The following is a 22,482-nucleotide window of genomic DNA, read 5'->3' on the forward strand; positions in this document are numbered from 1 at the left end:
TCAACGGAACAGACGGCATTCCCAGCGCAACAGCGGTCATGACGCCGACCGGCTTCCGCCGACCGTCTCGCGGGCGGCGCGCAGCGATTCCTTGAGGGAGTCCATGGTGGCCAGGACGGCGGTCGGCTCGTAGCCGCAGTGCGCCATGCAGTTGTCGCAGCGCGGGTCCTTGCCGCGGCCGTACTTGTCCCAGTCGGTGTCCTCCACCAGCTGGCGGTAGGTGGGCACGTAGCCGTCGCTCATCAGGTAGCAGGGGCGCTGCCAGCCGAAGAGGGAGTAGTTGGGGATGCCCCAGGCGGTGCACGGGAAGTCGGCCTTGCCCTCCAGGAAGTCCAGGAAGAGCGGGCTGTGGTTGAGCCGCCAGCGGCGGCGGTTGCCGCCGGCGAACGCCTTCTTGAACAGCTCGCGGGTCTGCTCGACGCCGAGGAAGTGCTCCTGGTCGGGCGCCTTCTCGTAGGCGAAGGCGGGCGAGACCATCATCTCGTCCACCTGGAGGTCGTCGTTGAGGTAGTCGAGCACCTCGATGATGGTCTGCGGGGTGTCGGTGTTGAAGAAGGTGGAGTTGGTGGTGACCCGGAAGCCGCGCCGCTTGGCCTCCTTGATCGCCTCCACGGCCTCGTCGAACACGCCCTCCTTGGCCACCGACTCGTCATGCCGCTCGCGCAGCCCGTCGATGTGCACCGTGAAGGCGAAATACGGGGAAGGCGTGAACTTGTCCAGCTTCTTGCGCAGCAGCACGGCGTTGGTGCACAGGAACACGAACTTCTTCCGCTCCACCAACTGCCGCACGATCTCGTCGATCTGCGGGTGCATCAGCGGCTCGCCGCCCGCGATGGAGACCATGGGCGCGCCGGACTCCAGCACCGCGCCCACCGCCTGGGCGACCGGCATGCGCTGCTTCAGCACGCCGGCCGGGTGCTGGATCTTGCCGCATCCCTCGCACTTGAGGTTGCACGCGAAGAGCGGTTCGAGTTCCACGATCAGCGGGAACTTGTCGCGCTTGCGGACTACTTTCTGGTTGAAGAGATACGTCGCGACCCGGATGGTCTGACGAAGCGGCATGGCCATCTAGCTCACCTCCTGGGGAGCGGCAGGGAACGGTGCCAGTGGACAAGGGCGGGAAGCACTGCGCGTAGCACCCGAAAGGCGGATATACCGCCGCGCAGTGTTCCGATACGGATAAGTTCATGTTCAGGAGCGTCCACGACCACCCGGACGGCCGCAACCCGGCGGGCGCCGGCTGCCACGGCCGTACGGAGCACCACGGCGGACTCCATGTCCACCGCGAGCGCGCCGGTGGCCCGCAGCGCCGCCCGCTCGGCGCCCCGTACGACGTGGTCGGAGCAGGCCAGCGGACCAGTGTGGACGGTCCCGCCGGGACGGGCGCGCGCCACGCCGGACAGGGCCTCGGCCAGCACGTCACCGCCCGTGCAGGGGGTGGCGCCCACGGCGTCCCGGGTCTCCGCGGCGACCACCAGGTCGCCCGGGCGCATGCCCGGGTCCAGCCCGGCGCAGAAGCCGGTGGCGACGACGTCCGGGACGGGTCCCGGCGCGGCCGCCGGGTCCAGCGTGCGGGTCACGGCCCGCTGCGCCGCTCGGGGGCCCATGCCGGTGCGCAGCACGGTCACGCCGCCTCCGGCGGGACCGGGGCCGGGGCCGCCGCGCAGGGCCAGCCGCTCGATGCCGAGCGCGCAGGTGATCAGCAGCGGTGGGAGGGTGCCGGGGTGCGGGCGTGGTGCCTGGGGCATTCAAGCGCTCCGCGGCGCGGTCGCCGCCGCCGGCTCGCCGTGGACGTACCGTCCCAGCGCCGTGACGGGGAAGACCTGCCGGTACAGGTGGTAGTTCAGGGAGAAGTCCCACGGGAAGCCGGTGCCGGTGAAGTACGGCTCGTCCCAGGAGCCGTCCGGCTGCTGGGTCTCCACCAGCCAGGCGACGCCGCGCTCGACCGCCTTGCCGTCCCGCTCCCCCGCCGCCAGCAGCGCCATCAGCGCCCACGCGGTCTGGGAGGCGGTGGAGGCGCCGCGGCCGGCCCACTCCCGGTCGGGGTAGGAGCGCTGGTCCTCGCCCCAGCCGCCGTCCTCGTTCTGCACGCTCTCCAGCCAGGCGACGGCGCGGCGGACCGCCGGGGAGGCGGGCGAGATACCGGCCGCGACCAGGGCGGGCACCACGGCTCCGGTGCCGTAGACGTAGTTGGTGCCCCAGCGGCCGAACCAGGCCCCGCCGGGCTCCTGCTCGTCCAGCAGCCAGGCCACCCCGCGCCGGGTGCGCGGGTCCAGCGACCGGCCCTCGTAGGCGAGCATCTCGACCACGTGGGCGGTGACGTCGGCGGACGGCGGGTCGATGACCTCGCCGAAGTCGCAGAAGGGCAGCCGGTTGGGCAGCGGGCTGGTGTTCTCCGCGTCGAAGGCGGCCCAGGCGCCGTTCTTCGACTGCATGCCCAGCGTCCAGCGCACCCCGCGGGCCACGGCCTCGTCCACCCGCGCGGAGTCGGGGTGGCGCACCCGGCGCAGCGCGAGGATGACCTCGGCGGTGTCGTCGATGTCGGGGTAGTTGTCGTTGTGGAACTCGAAGGCCCAGCCGCCCGGCGGCAGGTCCGGCCGGCGCACCGCCCAGTCCCCGGGCCGCCGCACCTCCTCGGCCAGCAGCCAGTCCGCGGCCTTCACCAGCGCCGGGTGGTCGGGCTCGACGCCGGCGTCGGCGAGCGCGACGGCCGCGAGGCAGGTGTCCCAGACCGGGGACTGGCAGGCCTCGATCATGCGGCTGCCGTCCTCGCGCCAGACCGCGTACCGGTCCAGGGACGCAAGGCCCTCCCGCAGCACGGGGTGGTCCAGGTCGTACCCCAGCAGGTGCAGGGCGATGATCGAGTAGACGGCGGGCGGCTGGATGCCGCCCCAGCAGCCGTCGTTCTCCTGCCGCTCGATGATCCAGCGCGCGCAGGACTTCAGCGCGGCGCGGCGCAGCGGGCGGATCGCGACGCCGCGGTAGGCGCGCAGCGCCTTGTCCAGCCGCTGGAAGGCGCCGTCCCAGGTGGCGGCGGGCGCGAGCGGACGCGGCGGGTTCGGCCGCGCCGGGTCGGCGTGCAGCTCGTCCAGGGTGAAGGGGGCGGGGCGCACCGGGCGCTTCGCGGAGACGACGGTGAGCGGCACGATGGTCTGGCGGGCCCAGCATCCGAAGTCGTAGATGTTGAGCGGGAACCACGGGGGCAGGAAGATCAGCTCGGGCGGCAGCTCGGGCGTGTCGTCCCACTTCCACCAGCCGAACAGGGCCAGCCAGATCCGGGTGAAGACGCGGGCGGCGGCGATGCCGCCCTGCTCGCGCACCCACGCGGCGGCCGGGGCCATGTGCGGGGCGTCCGGCGCGTCCCCGGCGAGCCGCAGGGCCGCGTACGCCTCGACGGTGGCGGACAGCTCGGGCGGGCCGCCGTAGAAGGTGGCCCAGGTGCCGTCCGGGCGCTGCCGGGAGCGGATGTGGCGGGCGGCGGCGTCGAACGTGGCGGGGTCGCGCAGGCCGAGGAACTGACGGAGCATCAGGTCCTCGGCGTCCATGGTGACGTTGGTCTCCAGATCGCCCTTCCACCAGCCCTGCTCGTCCTGGCGGGACAGCAGGTGGTCGACGGCGCGCGCCGTCGCCTCGCGGGCCGCGTCGAGCGTGCCGGTTCCGTGCGGCTCGGAGGGTCCGACAGCGGTTACTGCCATGTCCTGCCCTTCTGCGGTGTCGCGTGCCTACCGTCGTCGGGTGCGTCTGCCGGCCGGGCGCCCGCGCGGGGCACGCCGGCGAGCCGGACGCGGTGGAGCGGGGACGTCGGCGCCTCACCTCTCCCGTACGACGACGAAGTCGGCCAGCGCCACGAAGCGGTCCCGGACGTCGGACGGCATGTCCACCTCCTGAAGCGCCGCGACGGCGGTCGCGTACTGGCGGCGGGCCTCCTGGGAGGTCCAGTCCCGGCCGCCCGCCTTCTCGATCAACGCCGCGCGGGTGGCGAACTCTTCCTCGTCGAAGTCGGCGAATTCGGCCTCGGTCTTGCCGGCGTCGTCGGCGAGCAGCCGGGCGAGCTGGTCGGAGGCGGCGCCGCCCGCGGCGAGCGCGGCCACCACGGGCAGCGACTTCTTGCGCTGCCGCAGGTCGCTCCAGGCCTGCTTGCCGGTGGCCACCGGGTCGCCCCAGATGCCGAGCGCGTCGTCCACCGCCTGGAAGGCCAGGCCCAGGTGGTAGCCGTAGCGCTCCAGGGTGTCGGCGGTGGCGTCGTCGGCGCCGCCGAGCACCGCGCCGATGGAGGCGGCGCAGGCCAGCAGCGCGCCGGTCTTGTTGCCCTCCATCTCCAGACACTCCTCGACGGTGACCCGCTCGCGGTGCTCGTAGGAGATGTCCTGGGCCTGGCCGTCGATGAGCTTGCGGGTGGCCGTGGTCAGGCGGCGGGCGGCGCGCCCGGCCTCCACCGTGCCCAGCTCCAGCAGCACCTCGTTGGCCAGCGCGAACAGGGCGTCGCCGACGAGGATGGCCTGGGCGGGGCCGTGCACCTTCCAGACGGTGTCCCGGTGCCGGCGCTGCTCGTCGCCGTCCATCAGGTCGTCGTGGAGCAGGGAGAAGTTGTGCACCAGTTCGACGGCGACCGCTCCGGGCACGCCGGTGTCGGGGGCGCGGCCCGCGGCCTCGGCGGACAGCAGGGCCAGCGCGGGCCGTACGGCCTTGCCGCCGTCGCCGGCGACGGGGCGGCCCTGGGCGTCGACCCAGCCGAAGTGGTAGGCCGCGACGGCGTCCATGGGCGGCGCGAGCCTGCTCACGGCGGCGCGCAGCACCGGCGTGGCGAGCGTGCGCCCTCGCTCCAGCAGGGCGGTGACGCCTGCGGTGTCCAGAGCTGGGATCGCCGGGGTCACAGTCTCTCCTCTGTTCTTGGTGATGCTGCTCATGCCGTCGTCTCCTGGAGCGGATCGTGGTGCGGGCGGCCGAGGCGGGCGAGTGCCGCGCCGGCCGCGGACAGGCCGCTGCGCACGGCGCCCTCCATGGTCGCGGGCCAGCCGGTGGCGGTCCACGCGCCGGCCAGGTACAGGCCGGGCGCCCGGGTGGCGGCCTCGGGCCGCAGCCGTCCGACGCCCGGGGTGGGGGCGAACGTCGCGGTGCGCTCCCGGGTGACGAAGAAGTCCCGCACGGCCGCGCCGCGGGCCCGCGGCAGCAGCCGCTCCAGCTCGGGCAGGTAGCGGGCGCGCAGCTCGGCGACCGGCCGGTCGATGTCGTCGTACGCGGCGGACTGGGAGACGGCCAGGTACTGGCTGCCGCCCGCGCCGGGCAGGTCCGCGAGGCCGGAGGCGCCGGTGCGGTCGAAGACCCACTGGACGGGGGTGCCGAGCGCGGCGAAGAACGGGCGGCGCAGCACCGTGCGGTCGTAGACGACGTGCAGGTTCAGGATCGGCGCGGTGCCGATGCGGGTCAGCCGTTCGGGGTCGGCGAGCGCGCCGGCGGGCAGCAGCCCGTGCGCCTCGCGCTGCGGCACGGCCAGGACGACGGTGCGGGCGGTCAGCGGCCCGCCCTCGCCCGGCGCGCCGTCGACGGCGACGCTCCAGCGGCCGTCCGGGCCGCGCGCGAGGGAGGTGGCGCGGGCGCGCAGGGCGCAGGTCACCCCGGCCTTGGTGAGCGCGGCGCGGGCGAGGGTGTCGTGCAGCTCGCCGAGCGGGGCGTGCGCCCAGCCGATGTCGGCGGCGCCGGAGGAGGACAGCAGCCCGGTCTTGAAGACCATGGCGGCCAGGCCCAGCGACACCTCGGGCGCGCGCGCGTTGAGCGTGGCGACGCCGACGAGGTCCCACAGCGCCTCCACGGCGCGCGGTGACTGGCCGTGGCGGCGCAGCCAGCTGGCGAAGTCCACGTCGTCGAGCGCGGGGTCGGCGGGGTCGAGGCGGCCCAGCGCGAGTGCGGCGCGGCCCACCAGGGTCCGCTCGGCCAGCGACAGGTGCGGGTAGGCGGCCAGGCTGCGGCCGAGGTGCAGCGGCGCGGGCCAGGCGGTGCGGCTCAGCCGGCCCAGGCGCCGCCCGGCCGGCGCGTCCGCGTCCAGTACGGGCACGTCGAGCCGGTCCTGCAGCGGGGCGAGGGCGGCGGCGCCCACGCGGTCGAGGAACCACTGGTAGGCGGTGCAGCAGCGCAGGTAGACGTGCTGGCCGTTGTCGACCGACAGGGAGCCGACCGGGGAGGCGCGGCGGAAGGAGAAGGCGAGGCCGCCCAGCCGGGGCCGCCCTTCCAGCAGCGTCACGCGCAGCCCGGCGTCGGCGAGGGCCAGCGCCGCGGCGGTGCCCGCGAGGCCGCCGCCGACGACGACGGCCGCCTCGCCCGGACGGCCTGCCGCGCCGGTGTGCGGGTCGCGGTGGGTGGTGGACGCCGTCACGCGACCGCCTCCCGGGCGGGCGGCGGCCCGGCGGCCGGGCGGCGGGGCGCCCGCGGGGGCGGGGCAGCGGTCCGCGGTGTCACGCGGTCCCCCTCACGGTCGGCGCGGCGGCCTGCCGGGACACGCCGCGGGCGTCGAGCCCGGTGAGGCCGCGCACGGCGACGTACGCCTTCTCGTGGCCGGGCAGCGAGACCCGGCCGCGCAGGACGGCCTCGGGGTCGCGGGCGATGCGGTCCAGGAGTCTGCGGTAGATGCCGGCCATGGCCGCCACGCAGGCGCCGCTGCGCCGGTCCAGCATGGGCAGCAGCCGGAAGCCCTCCTCGAACAGGCCCCGGGCGCGCCGCACCTCGAAGTGCACCAGGCCGGTGAAGTCGGCCTCGGCCGGGACGGTGGCGGCGCCGAAGCCGGCGGAGCAGCCGAACTTGGCGAGGTCGTCGGCCGGCAGGTAGACGCGCCCTGACGCGGCGTCCTCCCGGACGTCCCGGAGGATGTTGGTGAGCTGGAGCGCGAGCCCGAGCGTATCAGCGTACTCAGGGGCGCGCGCGGCGTCGCGCGCGCCGGGTACGGTACCGAACACGCCCAGCGACAGCCGGCCGATGGCGCCCGCCACGCACCGGCAGTACCCGCTCAGGTCGTCCCAGGTCTCGTACGTCCGGCCGGCGACGTCCATCAGCACGCCGTCGATCAGCTCGTCCAGCCCTCCGAGGGGGATCGGGAAGTGCCGCGCCGCGTGCGCCAGGGCGACGGCCACCGGGTCGGTGTCGTCCTCCTCGACCTCGCCGGCGCGGATCCGGTCGAGCAGGGCGCGGGTGGCCGCGAGCCGGGCCCGCTTGGCGTCGGCGCCCAGCGGGCCGTCGCCGATGTCGTCCACGCGGCGCGAGAAGGCGTAGAGCGCCGACATCGCGTGGCGCTTGCCGGTCGGCAGCAGCCTGATGCCGTAGGCGAAGTTGCGGGCCTGCTGCCCGGTCACGGCCTCGCAGTATCGGTACGCCGCGAGCACGGGCGCGGACGCGTACGGAGTGACGTCCACGGTCGGCTCACCCCTCTCTTCGCAGTGTCGCCCCCACCTCGCGCAGCAGGCTGAGCTTGGTGGGCTTGGGCGGTCCGGGGAGTACGTCGTGTCCTGCGGCCGCGATCGCCCGGAGCGCGGCCCGCCCTCCGGCCACGAATCCGGCGAGCAGCAGTCTCAGCCTGCCGTGGACGCTACCCACCAGGGGGGTGCCGTCATTCAGCAGGTCGCGGGCGCGTTCGGCCTCGAACGCGATCAGGGCGCGGACCGGCGCGCCGGCCGTGGGGGCCGCGAGGTCGGCCTCGGTGACGCCGAAGCGCTTCATGTCCTGCGCGGGCAGGTAGACCCGGTCGCGCCCGAGGTCCTCGGCCACGTCCTGGAGGTGCTCGACGATCTGCAGGGCCGTGCAGACCATGTCGGAGCGGCGGACGCGCTCGGGGGTGACGGTGCCGGTGAGGGCGAGGACGAGGCGGCCGACCGGGTTGGCGGACAGGGTGCAGTACTGGAGCAGCTCGTCGTACGTGGCGTACCGCCGCACCCGCTGGTCCTGCCGGTTGGCCTCGATCAGGTCGAAGAAGGGCTCGGGCGGCAGCCGGTGGCGGCGCACGGCCGGGCGCAGGGCGCGCAGCAGCGGGTGGCGGGCCTCCTCGGCCGGGTCCCCGCGCCCGCGTCCGGCCCCGCCGGTGCCCGTGGGAGCGCCGGCCTGGCCACTGTGCCCGGCCTGACTGCCGTGACCGGCCTGGCCGCTCTGGCCGCTCTGGCCGTCGAAGACTCTGCGCAGGTCGGCCTCGAACGCGTCGAGCATGGCGAGCCGGTCGTCGGCCAGTGCCGGGTCCACGCCGAGCAGCCGGGCGTCCGCACCGCCCGGCGCCAGGTCGCCGTCACCGATGTCGTCGACGAGCCGGGCGTAGCCGTAGACCGCCATCAGGCCCGCGCGCCAGGGGCGCGGCACGAAGAACGGTGCCACGGGGAAGTTCTCGCGCGCGGCCTTGTCGAGGACGGCCTGGGCGTGCCGCCGGCTGCCGGCCCTGCCGCTCGACGTGGTTGGGGACCCGCTGCGCTCGTCCTCCGCGGTCACCGCGGACAGCCAGGCATACGGGTGACAACCACGCCTCCCCACGAGACCCTTCCGGGCCCCACGGGAGCGCTGGAGAAGGGCCGTGTAGCCAATGCCGTCACATCCCCCGTTCTACACCGTCTGGCAAGGTCGACACGATGCGGACACGCCGCGCCGACCCGTTGCTCGGGCATGCTGCCTCCGCGCTCTGACAGGGCACAACGACGCTGGTCCGGACGTGTCCGAATGAGCAGCTACAGCTTACGCCTCTTGGTGCACAAACGTGTGGGGAGTTTTCTCCCGCCACACCCGGCGCGGTGCTTCCACACGCCGCGCCGCGCCGCGGTGCGTGCAGATGCCACCGAACAGGCGGGCCCGCGTGCGCCAGTCGGCGCCCGCGCGCCGTCCCGGCGGGTGCCGGACCGTCACGGGACGGACGGTGGGCGAGCGGTGGAGGAGCGGGGACGGAACAGGATGGAACCGGAAAGAAAAGGACGGGCAGAGGAAGAGAAGGTGACGAGAAGAAGACGGGAGAGAGAAAGGGAGAAGAGGGCCGCGGGGAGGCGGGTGACGGCGGAAGGGGACGGACCGGGCCCTACCCGGCGGGCTCGTCGTAGAACTCCTCGATGTCGAGCACCGAGCACAGCCCCCGCAGCTCGAACTCGAAGAAGGGCCTGCCCTCCGCGAGCGCGAAGGACATGTGGCCCAGCGCCTCCATGGAGACGACCCCGTACATGCGGGCCCAGCAGCGGAGCATGACGGCGATGGCGCCCACCGGCATGTCGACGCCGTGACCGGCGCTCATGCTCGTGAGCTGGCGCACCAGCCGGGGGTCGAGCTCGTCCTCCTTGGGGGCGGGGAAGCCGCGCACCCGCCACAGCTCCGAGATCAGCTCGGCGAAGACCGAACCGAAGACCCAGCCCATGGCCCGCTCCGGCTTGGTCTCCTCCCGGCCCAGACCCGGGGCCCACGGGCCGAGGATCAGCCCGAACTCGTGCGGGTGCTTGATGGCCCACACCCGCAGAGCCCGGGCCGCCTCGATCAGCCGCCGGGCGGCCTCCTCCCGGGGCAGCTCCTCGATGACGGAGCGCAGCTGACGGGCCATCTCGGCGAAGATGTCCACCCGCAGCTGGAGGATCAGCGCGTCACGGCTGCTGAAGTAGCGGTAGACGGCCGGCGCGGTCATGCCCATCTCGCGGGCGATGGCTCTGATGGTGACGTTCTCCGGGCCCTCCTGGACCAGGAGCATGCGCGCGACGCCCTTGATCTCGCGGATGGTCGCGATCCGCAGCCGCTCGCGCCGTGAGTACGGCGCGACGTGCGCGTCCCCTTGCGACACACGTCCCCCTCCCTGCCGCCCGACCGCTCGACAACTCGGCGTACGGCCACACGATACAGCGCCTCGGTTTAGTTAACATCGGCAGCTCGGGTTTTCCGGTATCACGACGGCGATCATGGCCGGGACACGTACACCTCCCCGTCGACGACCCGCACCTCGTAGGTCCGCACCGGCTCCGTCGCGGGAGCCTCCAGCGCCTCGCCGGTGCGCAGGCAGAAGGAGGCGAAGTGCCACGGGCACACCACCGTGTCGCCCTCCAGGTCGCCCTCGGACAGCGGCGCCTCCTCGTGGGTGCACTGGTCGCGCACGGCGCGCACCGTGCCGCCGACGTTCGCCAGCAGCACGGCGACGCCGTCCACCTCCACGCTCGTCAGCTCGCCGGGCGGCAGGTCCGCCAGGCTCGCGACGCGGACCCCCGCCCCCGCCGCGTCGCCGCCCGCGGTGCCGCTGTCCACGGTGTCGCTGTCACTTCTCATCACACGCCCCTTCCTACTCGGTACGGGACCGACGCCGCCGCCGCATGCCGCGGCGGGCGACACCTTACGGTCCTCTCCCCTCCGATCCCCGCGGAACCAGTCAGGGATACATGTGGCGCGCCGTCAAGGAATCCGCATGGTGGACAACGTCACGTCCGCCCGGTGACCGGCCAGGCCCTGTCGACAGGCTGTTACCAGCCAGTCGACATCCCCGTACATTCCGGAAAAGGTTGACAGGTCGAGCCGAGATCCCCGTATAGTAAACAATCATAGCGGAGGTAAAAGCGGGTATCCGCATGTCTTCGCCACCCGCGGAGGGGAGGGGGTTCCCATCCGGTCGGGTGAAAGAAAGTAACACACGGGGGGATTCATGCAGGAACTGACGCTGAATGAACTGGTGGACGGCTGCCTTTCCGGAGACCAGGATTCCTGGAACAGGATAGTGGAGCGCTACGCCCCGCTGATCTGGGCGATTGCCCGCTCGCACCGGCTCGGCCCCGCGGACTGCGCGGACGTCAGCCAGTCCACCTGGCTGCGCGTCGTCCAGCATCTGGACAAGCTGCGTTCACCCGAGCGACTGGCGCAGTGGATTTCCACCTCCGCGCGGCGGGAGAGCCTGAAGCACCTGGAGAAGTCCGGTCGCAGCGTCCCGGTCGGCGGCGCCGAGGCGTTCGACCGCCCGGAGTCCACCGCCGACCTGCCGGAGGACGTGGCGCTCGCGCGCGAGCGCGACGACGAGGTCCTGACCGCCTTCTGCGCGCTGTCCCCGAAGTGCCAGGCGCTGCTGGGCCTGCTGGTCACCGACCCGCCGATGTCCTACGACGAGATCGGCGAGACGCTGGGCATGCCGCGCGGGTCGCTCGGACCGGTGCGCGCCCGGTGCCTGGCGCGGCTGGAGAAGCTGCTGGGCGACCAGAGCCAGGGCCGGCTGCGCAAGGACGACGCCGCGCTGGTCTCCCGCATCAGGGCGGCGGGGCTGCGGGCCTTCGCCGTCAGCCGCCGCGCTACGCCCGAGAGGCTTGTGCTGTCCGCTCCGCGGGGGCCGCGTCCCTGCGCTCCTCCCGGGCGCCGTCACAGCGGTCCGCACTCCCGGCCCCACCAGGACGACCGGCGACTTCTGTGAACAGCGCCCTGGCCTGCTGAAGGACGCTGGGCGGTACCGGACCCACGGCCTCGGCCAGGCGTCCCAGCAGCTGCGCCTGCTCGTGATCCATGGCCTGCTCGTGATCCATGGCTACGGCTCCCCTCACCCGGCAGCGGCGTGCGGCCTACCGGACCGGCCGTCCCCGGCCGGTCCGCCTGTTCAATTTACAACATCTCATACGCCGCCACCATTGGTCTCCACATCGTTCACGGTCAGTCCGGCGACGGCCCGGTCGAGCTGCCGCGCGTCCCGCGTGGCGTAGTGCGGAACGTCCGGGCAGGTGGCCCGGGCGAAACCGGTCAGCACCTTCCCGGGCCCCACTTCCACAAAAGCCGTGACGCCGTCCGCCGCCAGCCGCCGGAGAGTCTCCGTCCACCGGACGGAACCGGCGAGCTGGCGGCGCAGGCCGTCCACCGCGGCTCCCGCATCGCGCACATACTCGGCGGTCACATTCGCCACCACCGGAATTCGCGGATCGCGGAATTCGACCTTTTCCAGTCGCGCGCTGAATTCCTCTTCCACATCCCGCATCACACTGCAGTGGAACGGAGCGCTCACGTCCAGCATCACGACTTTCCGCGCCCCGCTCTCCTTCGCCGCCGCGGCCGCCGCGCGCACCGCCGCGACGGTGCCCGAGACGACCAGCTGCTCGGGCTCGTTGTCGTTGGCGATCTCCGCCACGCCGCCGGCCTCGGCGGCCGCGGCCTCGCACAGCGCCCGCACGGTGGGTGCGGGCAGGCCGACCACCGCCGCCATGGCCCCGGGCGCGCGCTCCGCGGCCGCGGCCATCAGCTCGCCCCGGCGCCGTACCAGCAGCAGCGCGTCCCGCCAGTCCAGGACTCCCGCGCACACCAGGGCGGTGTACTCGCCCAGGCTGTGACCGGCGACCACGGCCGGTTCCAGGCCGCGGGCGCGCAGCACGTCGAGCGTGACCAGGCTGGTCAGGAAGACGGCGGGCTGGGTGATCCGGGTGTCGCGCAGCGCCTCGGCCGGGCCCTCCCAGCACATGCGGGCGAGCGGCAGGCCCAGCAGCTCCTCCGCCGGGCGGTAGTAGCGCTCCACCAGCTCCGGGTGGCGCTCGGCCAGGTCCTTTCCCATGCCGACGCGCTGGGACCCCTGGCCGGGGAAGAGGAAGGCGATCACGGCTGACGACTCCTTGACGGGTGCGGTCGATACGGATGTCGGGAGAACGGGACAGGCGGGCGCGGCGGGCCGCCCCGGGCGCGTACGCCACCCGGCGGCGGGTCGGAACGGCGCGCGGACGACGGCGAGGGCCGGGCGCGGCGCCGCGCCCGGCCCTCGCCCGCGATGCCGCTGTCAGGGAAGGGTGAGGAACCTCCCCTGGTGGAAGGCCAGCGGACCGTCCCCGGCCGCCTCGGACGCGGCGGCCAGGTCCACCACCCGCGCCACGAACAGGACGTGGTCGCCGGCCGGAATGCGCTGCTCGGTCCGGCACTCCAGGTGGGCGAGCGCGCCGGTGAGGACCGGCGCGCCGTTGCCCCCGGGGCGGTGCGGGACGCGGGCGAACGCCGCGTGACCCGACGGCCGCCCCTTGGCGGCGAACCGCGCGCCGAGCTCGGCCTGGCCCCGGCTGAGGATGTTGACCGTGAACGCCCCGGCCGCCGCGACCACCGCGGCGGTGCGGGACGCGGCGCCCAGGGAGATCATCACCAGCGGCGGGTCGAGCGACAGCGAGGTGAACGAGTTGACGGTCGTGCCGTGCGGGCCGTCCTCGGCGCACGCCGTCACCACGGTGACGCCGGTGACGAACTGGCCCATGACGTGCCGGAACTGCTGCGGGCCGACGACCGGCGGCCCAAGGCGTGCGGAGGGCATGGGTATGGCGCCCCTTCGTGACGGCGGGTGACGCCCAGGGGCGTCAGGACGAGCAGGACAAGGCGGCGACGCTCGCGGACGGCGTCAGGACGGCGCCGGCGCGGTCCAGTCGACGACCGCTCCCGCGTAGATCCACTTGGTGGACTCCACGCCGACGAGCAGGATCCGGTCGCCGGGGCGGACCCGCCCGGTGCGCCAGGCGTCGTCCAGGAAGAGCGGCACGGCGGCGCAGCCGACCGCGCCCATGGTGGCGAGGCTGTCGACGACCTTCCCGTCGAGGGCCTTCCAGGCGCCGGTGTCCAGGCCGGCCTCGCGCAGCGAGTCCAGCATCCAGCCGACGTTGCCCTCCGGGACCAGGCACAGGTCGAGGGTGTCCACGCTCACGCCCGCGCGCTCCAGAGCGGCGTCCACCGCCTCGGTCACCATGACCGGGGTGAAGTCGCCCGCGCCGACCACGTCGACCCGCAGGTCGACCAGCCGGCGGGCCTTCAGCTGCTCGTGGATGGGCGCGTGGGTGCCCCCGCCGACGGAGTGGATGCCGGGCTTGCGGCCACCGCCGACGCAGGCGGAGGCGGCGGGCATCAGCCCGCCCGGGGCGTCCGAGGCGCGCAGCACCATCGCCCCGGCGCCGTCGCCGAACATGTACAGCGGCATCCGGTCGCGCATCCGGATCGACTGCGGATCCCTGCCGAGGAAGACCGGCGCGAGCACCGGCGAGATGGCCTCGCTGCCGATGACCAGCGCCGTGCGGTGGGTGCCCGCGGACAGGTACATGCGGGCGATGTCCAGCGCCTGCACCACGCCTGCGCCGCCGGAGCGGATCTCCAGGGTGGAGCAGCGGGTCAGTCCGAGCCGGTCCTGGACCAGGTTGACCAGCGGCGGCAGCGGGTAGTCGGGAGTGCCGGTGGCCAGGATCATCAGGTCGACGTCGCCCGGTTCGGCGCCGGCGGCCTCCAGGGCCCGTACGGCGGCCTTGTAGGCCATGTCGGAGTTGTTCTCCCGGTGCTCCCCGGTCTTGGGGTCGATCATCCAGAACCGGCGCTCGATGGACAGGCCTTCGAGCACCTCCTGGGGCAGCGGGCCGGCGAGCCGGGCGATCTCGCTGGTGGGGATCGGATCGCCCGGCTGGTAGCCGCCGGTCCCGACGATGTGGATGGCGGTCACCGCGTGCCCTCTCAGACGGCCGCGGCGGTGGCGCCGGCCTCGACCTGGGCGGCCACCAGGGCGGTGAGGTTGTCGACCGTGAACAGGCCCATCACCTGCGTGGCCTGGAGGCGGCCGGCCAGCTCGTCCACGTCGATCTGCGGCATCACGGTCTTGAGCTGGGCCAGGCCCCGCTCGGTGATGATCTCGTTCTCGTCGCCGAACTCCTCGTCCGGGATACCGCCCTGGACGTACTCGGCGAGCTGGGAGGCCTGGATCCTCACGCCCAGCGACCGCTCCAGGCGGAAGAGGATGTCCAGCAGGTCGATGGACTCGGCGCCGAGCTCGTCGAGCAGCGTGGCCTCGGGAGTGACCTCCTCCGGCTCGGCGCCGACGGCCTCGACGACGGCCTGCTGGACGGCTGCGCTGATCTGGGTACGGTCCATGGGTACGGTCTCCTGTCGGTTGGCGTCGTGGGAAACGTCTGGGATGACGCGTCCGGCAAAAAGTGATGTCGAGTGATATTTCGCCCCTGTGTCGCACACAGCGCCCCGGGGCGTCGTCACTGCGGTGAGGATCGGGCTCGGCGCCGTGCTCACACCCCTACAGATCCGCGGGGCGTCGGCCCGGATACGGGCGTACGGCGGTCAGTTGGGCCGGCCGAGGCCGAGCGCGGTCATGGCGCCGCCGTCCACGGTGACCAGCGAGCCGGTCATGTACGCCGACTCCGGGCCGGCCAGGAAGCGCACCACCTCGGCGATCTGCTCCACCGACCCGAACCGGCGCATCGGGATCTGCCGCCGGATGCCCTTGCCGGTCTGGCCCTCGGTGAGGCCCGCGACCAGGTCGGTGGGCGAGAAGCCGGGCAGGACGGCGTTGACCCGGACGCCGAAGCGGGCGGCCTCCATGGCGCAGCAGCGGGTGAAGGCGTTGACGGCGCCCTTGGACGCGGCGTAGTTGGACTCGCCCACCCAGCCGCGCTCGCCCATGACCGAGGAGACGTTGACGATGACACCCTCGCCCTGCGACATGAAGTGCGGCAGGGCGGCCTTGGTGCAGTTGAAGACGCCGCCGAAGTTGACGCGCATGACGTCCAGCCAGTCGTCGGGCGCCATGGTGTAGATCAGCGCGTCCTTGGCGACGCCCGCGTTGTTGACCAGGATGTGCAGGCCGCCGAGTTCGGCGGTGGTCCGCCGCACCATCTCCTCGGCCGCGGCGTGGTCGGCCACGTCGCCGGGGACGGCCAGCGCGGTCCCGCCGGCCTCCTCGATCGCGCGGACCACCTCCTTGGCCGGGCCCTCGGACGAGCGGTAGTTGACGGCCACGGCCGCGCCGGCGGCCGCCAGCGCCCGGCAGACGGCGGCGCCGATGCCGCGCGAGCCGCCGGTGACCAGGGCGACCTTTCCGCGCAGTGCTCCGGGGCTCGCCGCCGTCAGGGCCGCGGCGTCGGGGCTCGCCGCCGCGGGGTTGGGGGCTTCGGGGTTCATGACTCCTCCTTCGGGTCGCCCGCGGCGACCACCAGTGACACGTGACTGCCGCCCAGCGACGAGCTGTTGACCAGCGCCGGGCCACCCGTGCCCGACCGCCCGGTCCACAGGGCGAGCGCCAGGCACAGCGCGCCGCCCACGCCCATCGGCTCGCCCAGGACGGTCTTGGGCGCGTGCCGGGCCGGGTCGGCGGTGTCGAACACGCGCGCCACCGCCGCCTCCTCGGCCCGGTCGGCCGCCGTGAGGCCGGCGGCCGACAGCCACACCTCGCCGACGCCCTCGGGGCCCAGGCCCGCGTCGTCCAGGGCACGGCGCATGGCCAGCTCCAGGCCGCGGCCGCGCGGATCCCACAGCCGGGCGCGGCTGGCGTCCGAGGCCATGCCCTGGCCGAGCACCTCGCCGAGCACGGTCGCGCCGCGCGCGCGGGCGGCCGACAGCCGCTCCAGGACGAGCGCGACGCTGCCCTCGGCGAGGGTGAACCGGCCGTCCGCGGGCGCGCCGGGCACCCGGGTGGAGGCGGCTCCGGTGGCGGCGTAGGCGCGGGCGACCTGCTCGGTGAGCGTGTCGGTGACCGTGCACACCAGCGCGTCGGCGTGCCCGGCGGACAGCAGGTCGGCGGCGTAGGCCACGGTGGCGGCGCCGGTGGCGTGGCCGGCCGAGACGGTGCTGGTGGGGCCGCGCAGCCCCAGGTGGGTGGCGACCTGGCCGGCGGCCTGGTTGTAGACGGTGTTGGGGAAGACGCTCGGGTCGGCGGCGGCGGGGCCCTCGTCGAACAGGGGCAGGACGAACTTCTCCATCGCCTCCATGGGGCCGGTGCCGGTGCCGAAGACGACGCCGACCCGCTCGTCGGCGGTCAGGCCCGCGTCGGCCAGCGCCTTGGCGGTGGACACCACGCTGAGCACCGCGAGCCGGTCCATGCGCCGCCGCTGGCGGCGGGTGAGGTACGGGGCGATGCCGTCCTCGGGCAGGTCCGCCCGGCCCAGCCGCAGGCCCGCCTCGTGGTGGACCGGCGCGCGGCCGTCACGGACGGCCCGCTCGGCGGCCTCCGCCCCGTCGCCGGCCGGGCCGAGCACGGACACGCCGGTGACCACGACCCGGTCCCAGTCGGGCTCCGGCGGGGTGTGCGCGCCGGGGCGGGTCAGCACCAGGGCGGCGTTGGCCCCGGCGAAGGCGAAGTTGTTGGACAGGGCGGCGTCGGTGCCGGCGTCGATCGGCCGGGCGTGGCCGGGCACGTAGTCCAGCGGGCAGTCCGGGTCGGGGCGGGTGTAGCCGGCGGTGGGTGGCGCGGTCCGCGCGTCGAGGGCGCGGGCGGTGACGATGGCCTCGACCGCGCCCGCCGCGCCCAGCAGGTGCCCGACGACCGACTTGGTGCTGCTGACGGGCGTACGGGCGGCGCTCGGGCCCAGGGCCCGGGCGATGGCCGCGGACTCGGCCGGGTCGTTCTTCGGGGTGCCGGTGCCGTGCCCGTTGACGTAGCCGACGCGCTCGGGCGGCAGCCCGGCGTGGCGCAGCGCGCCGCGGATGGCCTCGGCCGCGCCGGAGCCGTCCGGGCGGGGCGCGGTGACGTGGTAGCCGTCGGCCGACAGGCCGTATCCGGCGACCTCGGCCAGCGGGCGCAGGCCGTGCCGGGCGGCGAAGTCGGTGGCGACCAGCAGGACCATGCCGCTGCCCTCGCCCAGCGACAGGCCCTGCCGGTCGCCCGAGTAGGGCGCGGCCGGTTCGGGCGACAGCGACTCCAGGGCGTTGAACCCGGCGAAGACCACGTCCGACAGCGCGTCCGTGCCCCCCGCGAGCACGGCGTCCGCGCGGCCGCGGCGCACCAGGTCGGCGCCGAGCCCGATGGCGTTGGCGCCGGACGCGCAGGCGGTGTTGACCGCGAGCACCGGGCCGCGCAGCCCGTAGGCGGCCGCGACGCCCTCGGCCAGCGCCTGCGGCGTGGCCAGCAGCGGCAGCCGCGGGTCGGGCGGGGCGCCGCGGCGGGCCCGCTCCAGCCAGGCCCGCGCGGACAGCAGCCCGGCGTTGCAGGTGCCCAGCACCAGGCCGAACCTGCTGGGCTCGACCAGCCCGGCGGGCAGGTCGGCCAGCGCCTCGCCGGCCGCCACCAGGGCCAGGTCCAGCGCCCGCTCGCGGTGGTCCGCGGGCCTGCGGTAGCCGCGCGGCGGGTCGGCGGGCACGTCGACCTCACCGGCCAGTTTGGTGCTCAGGCCCCGCATGTCCAGGTGCTGGACGGGCCGGATGGCGACCCGTCCGGCGAGCGCGCCCTGCCACAGGGCCTCGGCGCCCGCGCCCTGGGACGTCAGCGCCCCGGCCGCGACCACGGCCACCCCCCTGCCGGGCCGCTGTTTCGTTTCGGCTGTCTCGGCCACCGGCCGTTCTCCTCCCGTGGTGATACCGCTGATGTGCTCCGCGGCGCCGCCCGGCCGCTGCCGGCCGGGCCGCCGCGTCGCCCGTACGCCGGTACGGCGCCGGGACGTGACCGCCGCGCCCCCTACGCGGCGGTGAGGGCCAGCGCCACCTGCTGTCCCTCCAGACCGCGCGCGAGCGCCACCGCGCCGCGCACGGGCATCTCCCGGGCCTGCCCGGGCACCCAGTCCAGGCCGGCGCACGCGGGGTCGGGCCGCTGGAGGTTGAGCGTCGGCGGCACGGCGCCGCCGTCGATCGCCAGCGCGCACACGGCGGCGTTGAGCGCGCCCGCGGCGGCGACCAGGTGGCCGGTGGCGGGTTTGACGCTGCTGGCCACCGGGGGGCGCGCCGCGCCCTCGAACACGGTGCGCAGGGCGCGCGCCTCGCTGGCGTCGCCCGCGCGGGTGGCGCAGCCGTGGGTGGCGACGTAGTCGACGCCGCCGGGGTCCGTGCCCGCCTCCTGGAGCGCGTGGCCGACCGCGGCGGCCAGCGGCGCGCCGCTGGGGGCCGGGGTGAGCAGGCGGTCGCTGTCCAGGGTGGAGCCGAAGCCGCGGATCTCGGCGTACACGTGGGCGCCGCGGCGCAGGGCCGCCTGGTACTCCTCCAGCACCAGGAAGGCCGCGCCGTCGCCGAGCACCGAGCCCGACCGGTCCGCGTCGTACGGCCGGAAGGCCTCCGCGCCCAGGTCGTTGCGGGTGCTGAGCACGCCGAGCCCGTCCATCTTGGACGTCACCCACCAGGAGGCCGCGTCGTCGCAGCCGCCGGCCAGCGCGACCTCGGCCTCGCCGCGCCGGATGGCGCGGTAGGCCCGGCCGACGGCGGTGGCGGAGGCGTCGGCGGTGCCGTGGAAGTACGCGTTGGGCCCCTTCAGCCCGTACGCGGCCGACAGGTGGTAGAGCGCCGCCGACTGCAGGCCCTCGACGTAGTACAGCGGGTAGAAGGCCGCGGACGCGCGCTCGCCGAGCAGGCCGTAGTCGGCGCGGCCGTCGGGGCGGCGGGCCGCGAGGCTGCCGCGCAGCAGGTGCTCGGGGTTGGAGATCTCCTTGTTGCCGCCGACGAACGCCGCGGCGCGCTCCGGGTCGTAAGCCCCGAAGTCCAGCTCCGCGTCCCGCACGGCGAGCGCCGCGCCGGCGATGGCCAGTCGGTCGTTGCGGGTGGTGGTGCGCAGGGCGCGGCGGGGCGCGTACCGGGTGGCGTCGAAGTCCTCGATCTCGGCGGCCAGCCGGGTGCGGAAGGAGGCGGGGTCGTAGCCGCGGACGGGGCCGACGGCGCTGTCGCCGGCCAGCAGCCGGGTCCAGGTGTCGCGCCGTCCCTCGCCGAGGGCGGTGAGCAGGCCGATGCCGGTGATCACCACGCGGCGGCCGCGCGGGGGTGCGTCGCTCACGGCCGCTCCTCCCCCGCGGTGCGGGCACCCGCCGTCAGGGCACCGAGAGCCAGGGCGCCGGGCGTCAGGGCGTCGGGCGTCAGGGCGTCGGGCGTCAGGGCATCCGCCGTACGGGGCCCGGGGATACGGGCCTCGGCGCCGACCCGGGTCATGCGCAGCAGCCGCACCGTGGTGACCGGGCGGCCGTCCACCCGCACGGTGCCGGTGCACCGCGCGGTGCCGCCGGCCACCTCGGCGACCTCGACGGTGGTCTCCATGCGGTCGCCGGGGGTGACGTAGTGCCGCCACCGCACCCGGCGGGCCTCGGCCAGCGTCCAGGCCGCCCCGTCGTCGGAGCCGAGGGCGAGGCCGGCGACCGCGGCGAGGGCGTCCAGGATCAGGACGCCGGGCAGGACGGGGAAGCGCGGGAAGTGGCTGTCGAGGATGGCGAGCGTGTGCGGCACGTGCGTGCGGGCGGTGGCCCGCAGCCCGGGCGACACCTCGACGATCTCGTCGAGCGGGGTCATGGGACAGGCTCCTTACGAGGACGGGGTCGCCGGGGCGCCGGGCAGCGCGTCCCCGGGGCCGACGACGAACGAGGCGTTGGTGCCGCCGAAGGCGAAGGCGTTCACCAGCGCCGCGCGCACCGGGCGGCGGCGGGCGGCGTTGGGCACGTAGTCGAGGTCGAGCCGCGGGTCGGGATGGTCGAGGTTGACCGTCGGCGGCACCAGGCCCTCGCGCAGCGCGCCGAGCGCGGCGAGCAGGTTCACCCCGGCCGCGGCGGAGGTGAGGTGGCCGGTCATGGACTTCGGCGAGCTGACCGACAGCGCGTGCGCGTGCGTGCCGAAGACCTTCTTGATGGCCAGCGTCTCGCTCGCGTCGTTGCCGGGGGTGCCGGTGCCGTGCGCGGCCACGTAGTCGACGGCGGACGGGTCGAGCCCGGACTCGGCGAGCGCGTCCTGCATGGCGCCGATGGCGCCGCCGCCGTCGGGCGGGGAGTCGGTGATGCGGTAGGCGTTGAGGGTGGAGCCGTAGCCGAGCAGTTCGCCGTGCACGCGCGCGCCGCGGGCCCGCGCGGTGTCCCAGTCCTCCAGGACGGCCATGACCGCGCCCTCGCCCAGCACGAAGCCGGAGCGCTGGGCGTCGAAGGGGCGGGAGGCGCGGTGCGGCGCGTGGTTCCAGCGGTCGGTGACGGCGCCGAGCAGGGAGAAGCCCACCACGTCCATCCAGGTGGTCAGGGCGTCGAAGCCGCCGGCGACCATCAGCCGGCACTCGCCGTCCTGGATGCGCCGGTAGGCCTCCCCGATGGCGTGCGCGGACCCGGCGCAGGCGGTGCTGACGCTGATCAGCGGGCCCTGGCAGCCGCCGGCCCGGGCGACGGCCGCGGCGCCGACGTTCTGGTCGCGCAGCAGCACGTCGGCGGGCGCCTGGCGGGCCATGCCGCGGTGGCCGGTGGTCTCCATCAGGTGCGACATGTCGACCAGTTCCTGCAGCCCGGGCCGGCCGACCGTGCCGCCGACGGCCGTGCCGCGCCGGTAGGGGTCGATGTCCTGCCAGCCCTCCCCCGCGTCGCGCAGCGCCTCGTGGGCGGCGGCGAGCGCGAACAGGGCGGCGCGGGACAGGTGCCGGCGCTCGCGGGCGTCCGGCAGCACCCGCTCCGGTACGAAGCCGGTGACCTGCCCGGCGATGCGCACCGGGAAGGTGCGGGCGTCGAAGGTCTCCAGCTCCCGTACGCCGCTGCGTCCGGCGGCGAGCGCGGCCCAGGTGGCGGGAGCGTCGAGGCCGACCGGGGTGACCGCGCCCAGGCCGGTGATCGCCACGCGCCTCACGCCGCCGCCTCCGCGGCCGGCCCGGCGACGCGCGCGCCCCGGGTGAGCAGTGCGTACATGCGCTCTACGGCGGCCGGGTCCTCCAGGTCCTCGGTCGGCAGCAGGGCGCACATGATCGCCTCGGCGGTCAGCACCGTGCGGCCGGCCACCTCGACGGTGCCGCTGAGCACGGCCGTGTCGGCGCCGAAGGACTCCACCCGGCCGGCCACCTCCAGCACGTCGCCGGGCCGGACCGCGCCGTCGAAGGCGACGGTGTCGGCGGACAGCAGGGCGGCGCGGCGGCGCAGCCCGGTGGAGCCCATGATCAGCCAGGTGCCCGCCTGGCACAGGGCCTCCAGCACCAGCGGGCGGGGCATCTCCGGGCCGCGGCCCTCGTCGCGCCAGTACTCCTCCTGGTGGGAGGTCAGCTTGCGGGCGCGCACGGCGCGGTGGGGTTCTAGGAGGTCGATGCGGTCGATCAGATGGAAGCGCATGGTGATCCTTGTCAGAGGTCGGCGGGCGGGGCCGGCGCGTCCGCGGGCGGCAGCACGAGGACGGCGTGGGCCAGGGCGTAGTCGCCGGTGTGGCTGAGGGAGATGTCGGCCGACCAGCTGCCCGGCGCCCCGGCCGCCGCGGCGGCGGCTCCGCGCAGGTGCAGCCGGGGCCTGCCGAGGGGTTCGTTGACCACCTCGACGTCGGTCCAGCGCATCCGGGGGCCGAGGCCCGTCCCGAGCGCCTTCAGCGCCGCCTCCTTGGCGGCGAACCGGGCCGCCAGGTGCGCGTACCGGTCGCGCCGGCCCGCGCAGTAGCGGATCTCCCGGAGGGTGAACAGCTCCGACTCGGCCGCCGGGTTGTCCTCCAGCAGCGCCTTCATGCGGGCGACCTTCACCAGGTCGACGCCGACGGTGACGCGCACCGCGCCCGCCCGCACTCCCCCGTGCTCTTCCACCTGGTCCGCTCCCCCTCCGCAGGCCGTCACGGCGGTGCCGTGTTCTCGTCTGGACAGATCCGGGCGGCGGCGCCGCGGATACACCGCGGGGGCCGGCG

The 22,482-nt window shown here is 75.0% G+C and carries 21 protein-coding genes; 1 reads left to right on the plus strand and 20 read right to left on the minus strand.

Going from position 1 to position 22,482, the window contains the following annotated elements; all coding sequences use genetic code 11:
- Positions 1 to 36: 36 nt before the first annotated feature.
- The 9 genes from hpnH to RKE29_RS04290 form a co-directional block, all read right to left on the minus strand.
- Positions 37 to 1,068 carry an adenosyl-hopene transferase HpnH gene (gene hpnH, locus RKE29_RS04250; RefSeq protein ID WP_312003653.1) on the minus strand — a complete coding sequence of 344 codons (1,032 nt, stop codon included), beginning with the start codon at positions 1,066 to 1,068 and terminating at the stop codon, positions 37 to 39.
- A gap of 5 nt (positions 1,069 to 1,073) precedes the next feature.
- Positions 1,074 to 1,748: a 1-hydroxy-2-methyl-2-butenyl 4-diphosphate reductase gene (locus tag RKE29_RS04255; protein WP_312003654.1), complete on the minus strand. Its 675-nt coding sequence runs from the start codon at positions 1,746 to 1,748 to the stop codon at positions 1,074 to 1,076.
- Complete coding sequence (gene shc, locus RKE29_RS04260) at positions 1,749 to 3,695, minus strand: squalene--hopene cyclase (protein ID WP_312003655.1); 1,947 nt, start codon at positions 3,693 to 3,695, stop codon at positions 1,749 to 1,751.
- A gap of 114 nt (positions 3,696 to 3,809) precedes the next feature.
- Positions 3,810 to 4,907 carry a polyprenyl synthetase family protein gene (locus RKE29_RS04265; protein ID WP_312003656.1) on the minus strand — a complete coding sequence of 366 codons (1,098 nt, stop codon included), beginning with the start codon at positions 4,905 to 4,907 and terminating at the stop codon, positions 3,810 to 3,812.
- Positions 4,904 to 6,370 carry a hydroxysqualene dehydroxylase HpnE gene (gene hpnE / locus RKE29_RS04270; RefSeq protein WP_312003657.1) on the minus strand — a complete coding sequence of 489 codons (1,467 nt, stop codon included), beginning with the start codon at positions 6,368 to 6,370 and terminating at the stop codon, positions 4,904 to 4,906. The genes RKE29_RS04265 and hpnE overlap by 4 nt, the downstream gene beginning before the upstream one ends.
- A gap of 79 nt (positions 6,371 to 6,449) precedes the next feature.
- Positions 6,450 to 7,400 carry a presqualene diphosphate synthase HpnD gene (hpnD, locus tag RKE29_RS04275; protein ID WP_312003658.1) on the minus strand — a complete coding sequence of 317 codons (951 nt, stop codon included), beginning with the start codon at positions 7,398 to 7,400 and terminating at the stop codon, positions 6,450 to 6,452.
- Between the two features lie 7 nt (positions 7,401 to 7,407).
- Complete coding sequence (gene hpnC, locus RKE29_RS04280; RefSeq protein ID WP_312003691.1) at positions 7,408 to 8,346, minus strand: squalene synthase HpnC; 939 nt, start codon at positions 8,344 to 8,346, stop codon at positions 7,408 to 7,410.
- A 685-nt stretch (positions 8,347 to 9,031) separates the two neighbouring features.
- Positions 9,032 to 9,775, minus strand: coding sequence for a TetR/AcrR family transcriptional regulator (locus RKE29_RS04285; RefSeq protein WP_312003659.1), 744 nt, complete (start codon positions 9,773 to 9,775; stop codon positions 9,032 to 9,034).
- 113 nt (positions 9,776 to 9,888) lie between these two features.
- A complete protein-coding gene (locus RKE29_RS04290) occupies positions 9,889 to 10,251 on the minus strand; it encodes a non-heme iron oxygenase ferredoxin subunit (RefSeq protein WP_312003660.1) in 363 nt (120 codons plus the stop codon).
- Positions 10,252 to 10,621: 370 nt separating this feature from the next.
- Between RKE29_RS04290 and RKE29_RS04295 the strand changes: the two genes are divergently transcribed.
- Positions 10,622 to 11,374: a sigma-70 family RNA polymerase sigma factor gene (locus RKE29_RS04295; RefSeq protein ID WP_312003661.1), complete on the plus strand. Its 753-nt coding sequence runs from the start codon at positions 10,622 to 10,624 to the stop codon at positions 11,372 to 11,374.
- Positions 11,375 to 11,569: 195 nt separating this feature from the next.
- Here the strand turns inward: RKE29_RS04295 and fabD are convergent, their stop codons facing one another.
- The 11 genes from fabD to acpS form a co-directional block, all read right to left on the minus strand.
- Complete coding sequence (gene fabD, locus RKE29_RS04300; RefSeq protein WP_312003662.1) at positions 11,570 to 12,538, minus strand: ACP S-malonyltransferase; 969 nt, start codon at positions 12,536 to 12,538, stop codon at positions 11,570 to 11,572.
- A 174-nt stretch (positions 12,539 to 12,712) separates the two neighbouring features.
- Complete coding sequence (locus tag RKE29_RS04305) at positions 12,713 to 13,231, minus strand: flavin reductase family protein (protein WP_312003663.1); 519 nt, start codon at positions 13,229 to 13,231, stop codon at positions 12,713 to 12,715.
- 84 nt (positions 13,232 to 13,315) lie between these two features.
- Positions 13,316 to 14,395, minus strand: a complete 1,080-nt coding sequence (locus tag RKE29_RS04310; RefSeq protein ID WP_312003664.1) for a 3-oxoacyl-[acyl-carrier-protein] synthase III C-terminal domain-containing protein — start codon at positions 14,393 to 14,395, stop codon at positions 13,316 to 13,318.
- An 11-nt stretch (positions 14,396 to 14,406) separates the two neighbouring features.
- Positions 14,407 to 14,820 (minus strand): acyl carrier protein, encoded by a 414-nt coding sequence (locus tag RKE29_RS04315; protein ID WP_312003665.1) that lies wholly within the window; start codon positions 14,818 to 14,820, stop codon positions 14,407 to 14,409.
- A 201-nt stretch (positions 14,821 to 15,021) separates the two neighbouring features.
- A complete protein-coding gene (locus tag RKE29_RS04320; protein ID WP_312003666.1) occupies positions 15,022 to 15,861 on the minus strand; it encodes a 3-oxoacyl-ACP reductase family protein in 840 nt (279 codons plus the stop codon).
- Positions 15,858 to 18,227 (minus strand): beta-ketoacyl-[acyl-carrier-protein] synthase family protein, encoded by a 2,370-nt coding sequence (locus RKE29_RS04325; RefSeq protein WP_312003667.1) that lies wholly within the window; start codon positions 18,225 to 18,227, stop codon positions 15,858 to 15,860. The genes RKE29_RS04320 and RKE29_RS04325 overlap by 4 nt, the downstream gene beginning before the upstream one ends.
- 122 nt (positions 18,228 to 18,349) lie before the next feature.
- A complete protein-coding gene (locus tag RKE29_RS04330) occupies positions 18,350 to 19,648 on the minus strand; it encodes a beta-ketoacyl-[acyl-carrier-protein] synthase family protein (protein ID WP_312003668.1) in 1,299 nt (432 codons plus the stop codon).
- A complete protein-coding gene (locus RKE29_RS04335) occupies positions 19,645 to 20,154 on the minus strand; it encodes a hypothetical protein (protein WP_312003669.1) in 510 nt (169 codons plus the stop codon). The genes RKE29_RS04330 and RKE29_RS04335 overlap by 4 nt, the downstream gene beginning before the upstream one ends.
- Positions 20,155 to 20,166: 12 nt before the next feature.
- Positions 20,167 to 21,456, minus strand: a complete 1,290-nt coding sequence (locus RKE29_RS04340) for a beta-ketoacyl-[acyl-carrier-protein] synthase family protein (protein WP_312003670.1) — start codon at positions 21,454 to 21,456, stop codon at positions 20,167 to 20,169.
- Positions 21,453 to 21,929, minus strand: coding sequence for a hotdog domain-containing protein (locus tag RKE29_RS04345; RefSeq protein WP_312003671.1), 477 nt, complete (start codon positions 21,927 to 21,929; stop codon positions 21,453 to 21,455). The genes RKE29_RS04340 and RKE29_RS04345 overlap by 4 nt, the downstream gene beginning before the upstream one ends.
- A gap of 11 nt (positions 21,930 to 21,940) precedes the next feature.
- Complete coding sequence (gene acpS, locus RKE29_RS04350) at positions 21,941 to 22,384, minus strand: holo-ACP synthase (RefSeq protein WP_312003672.1); 444 nt, start codon at positions 22,382 to 22,384, stop codon at positions 21,941 to 21,943.
- Positions 22,385 to 22,482: the final 98 nt, after the last annotated feature.

Origin of the sequence: Streptomyces sp. B1866 (assembly GCF_031932565.1) — a bacterium.
Lineage (GTDB): Bacteria > Actinomycetota > Actinomycetes > Streptomycetales > Streptomycetaceae > Streptomyces.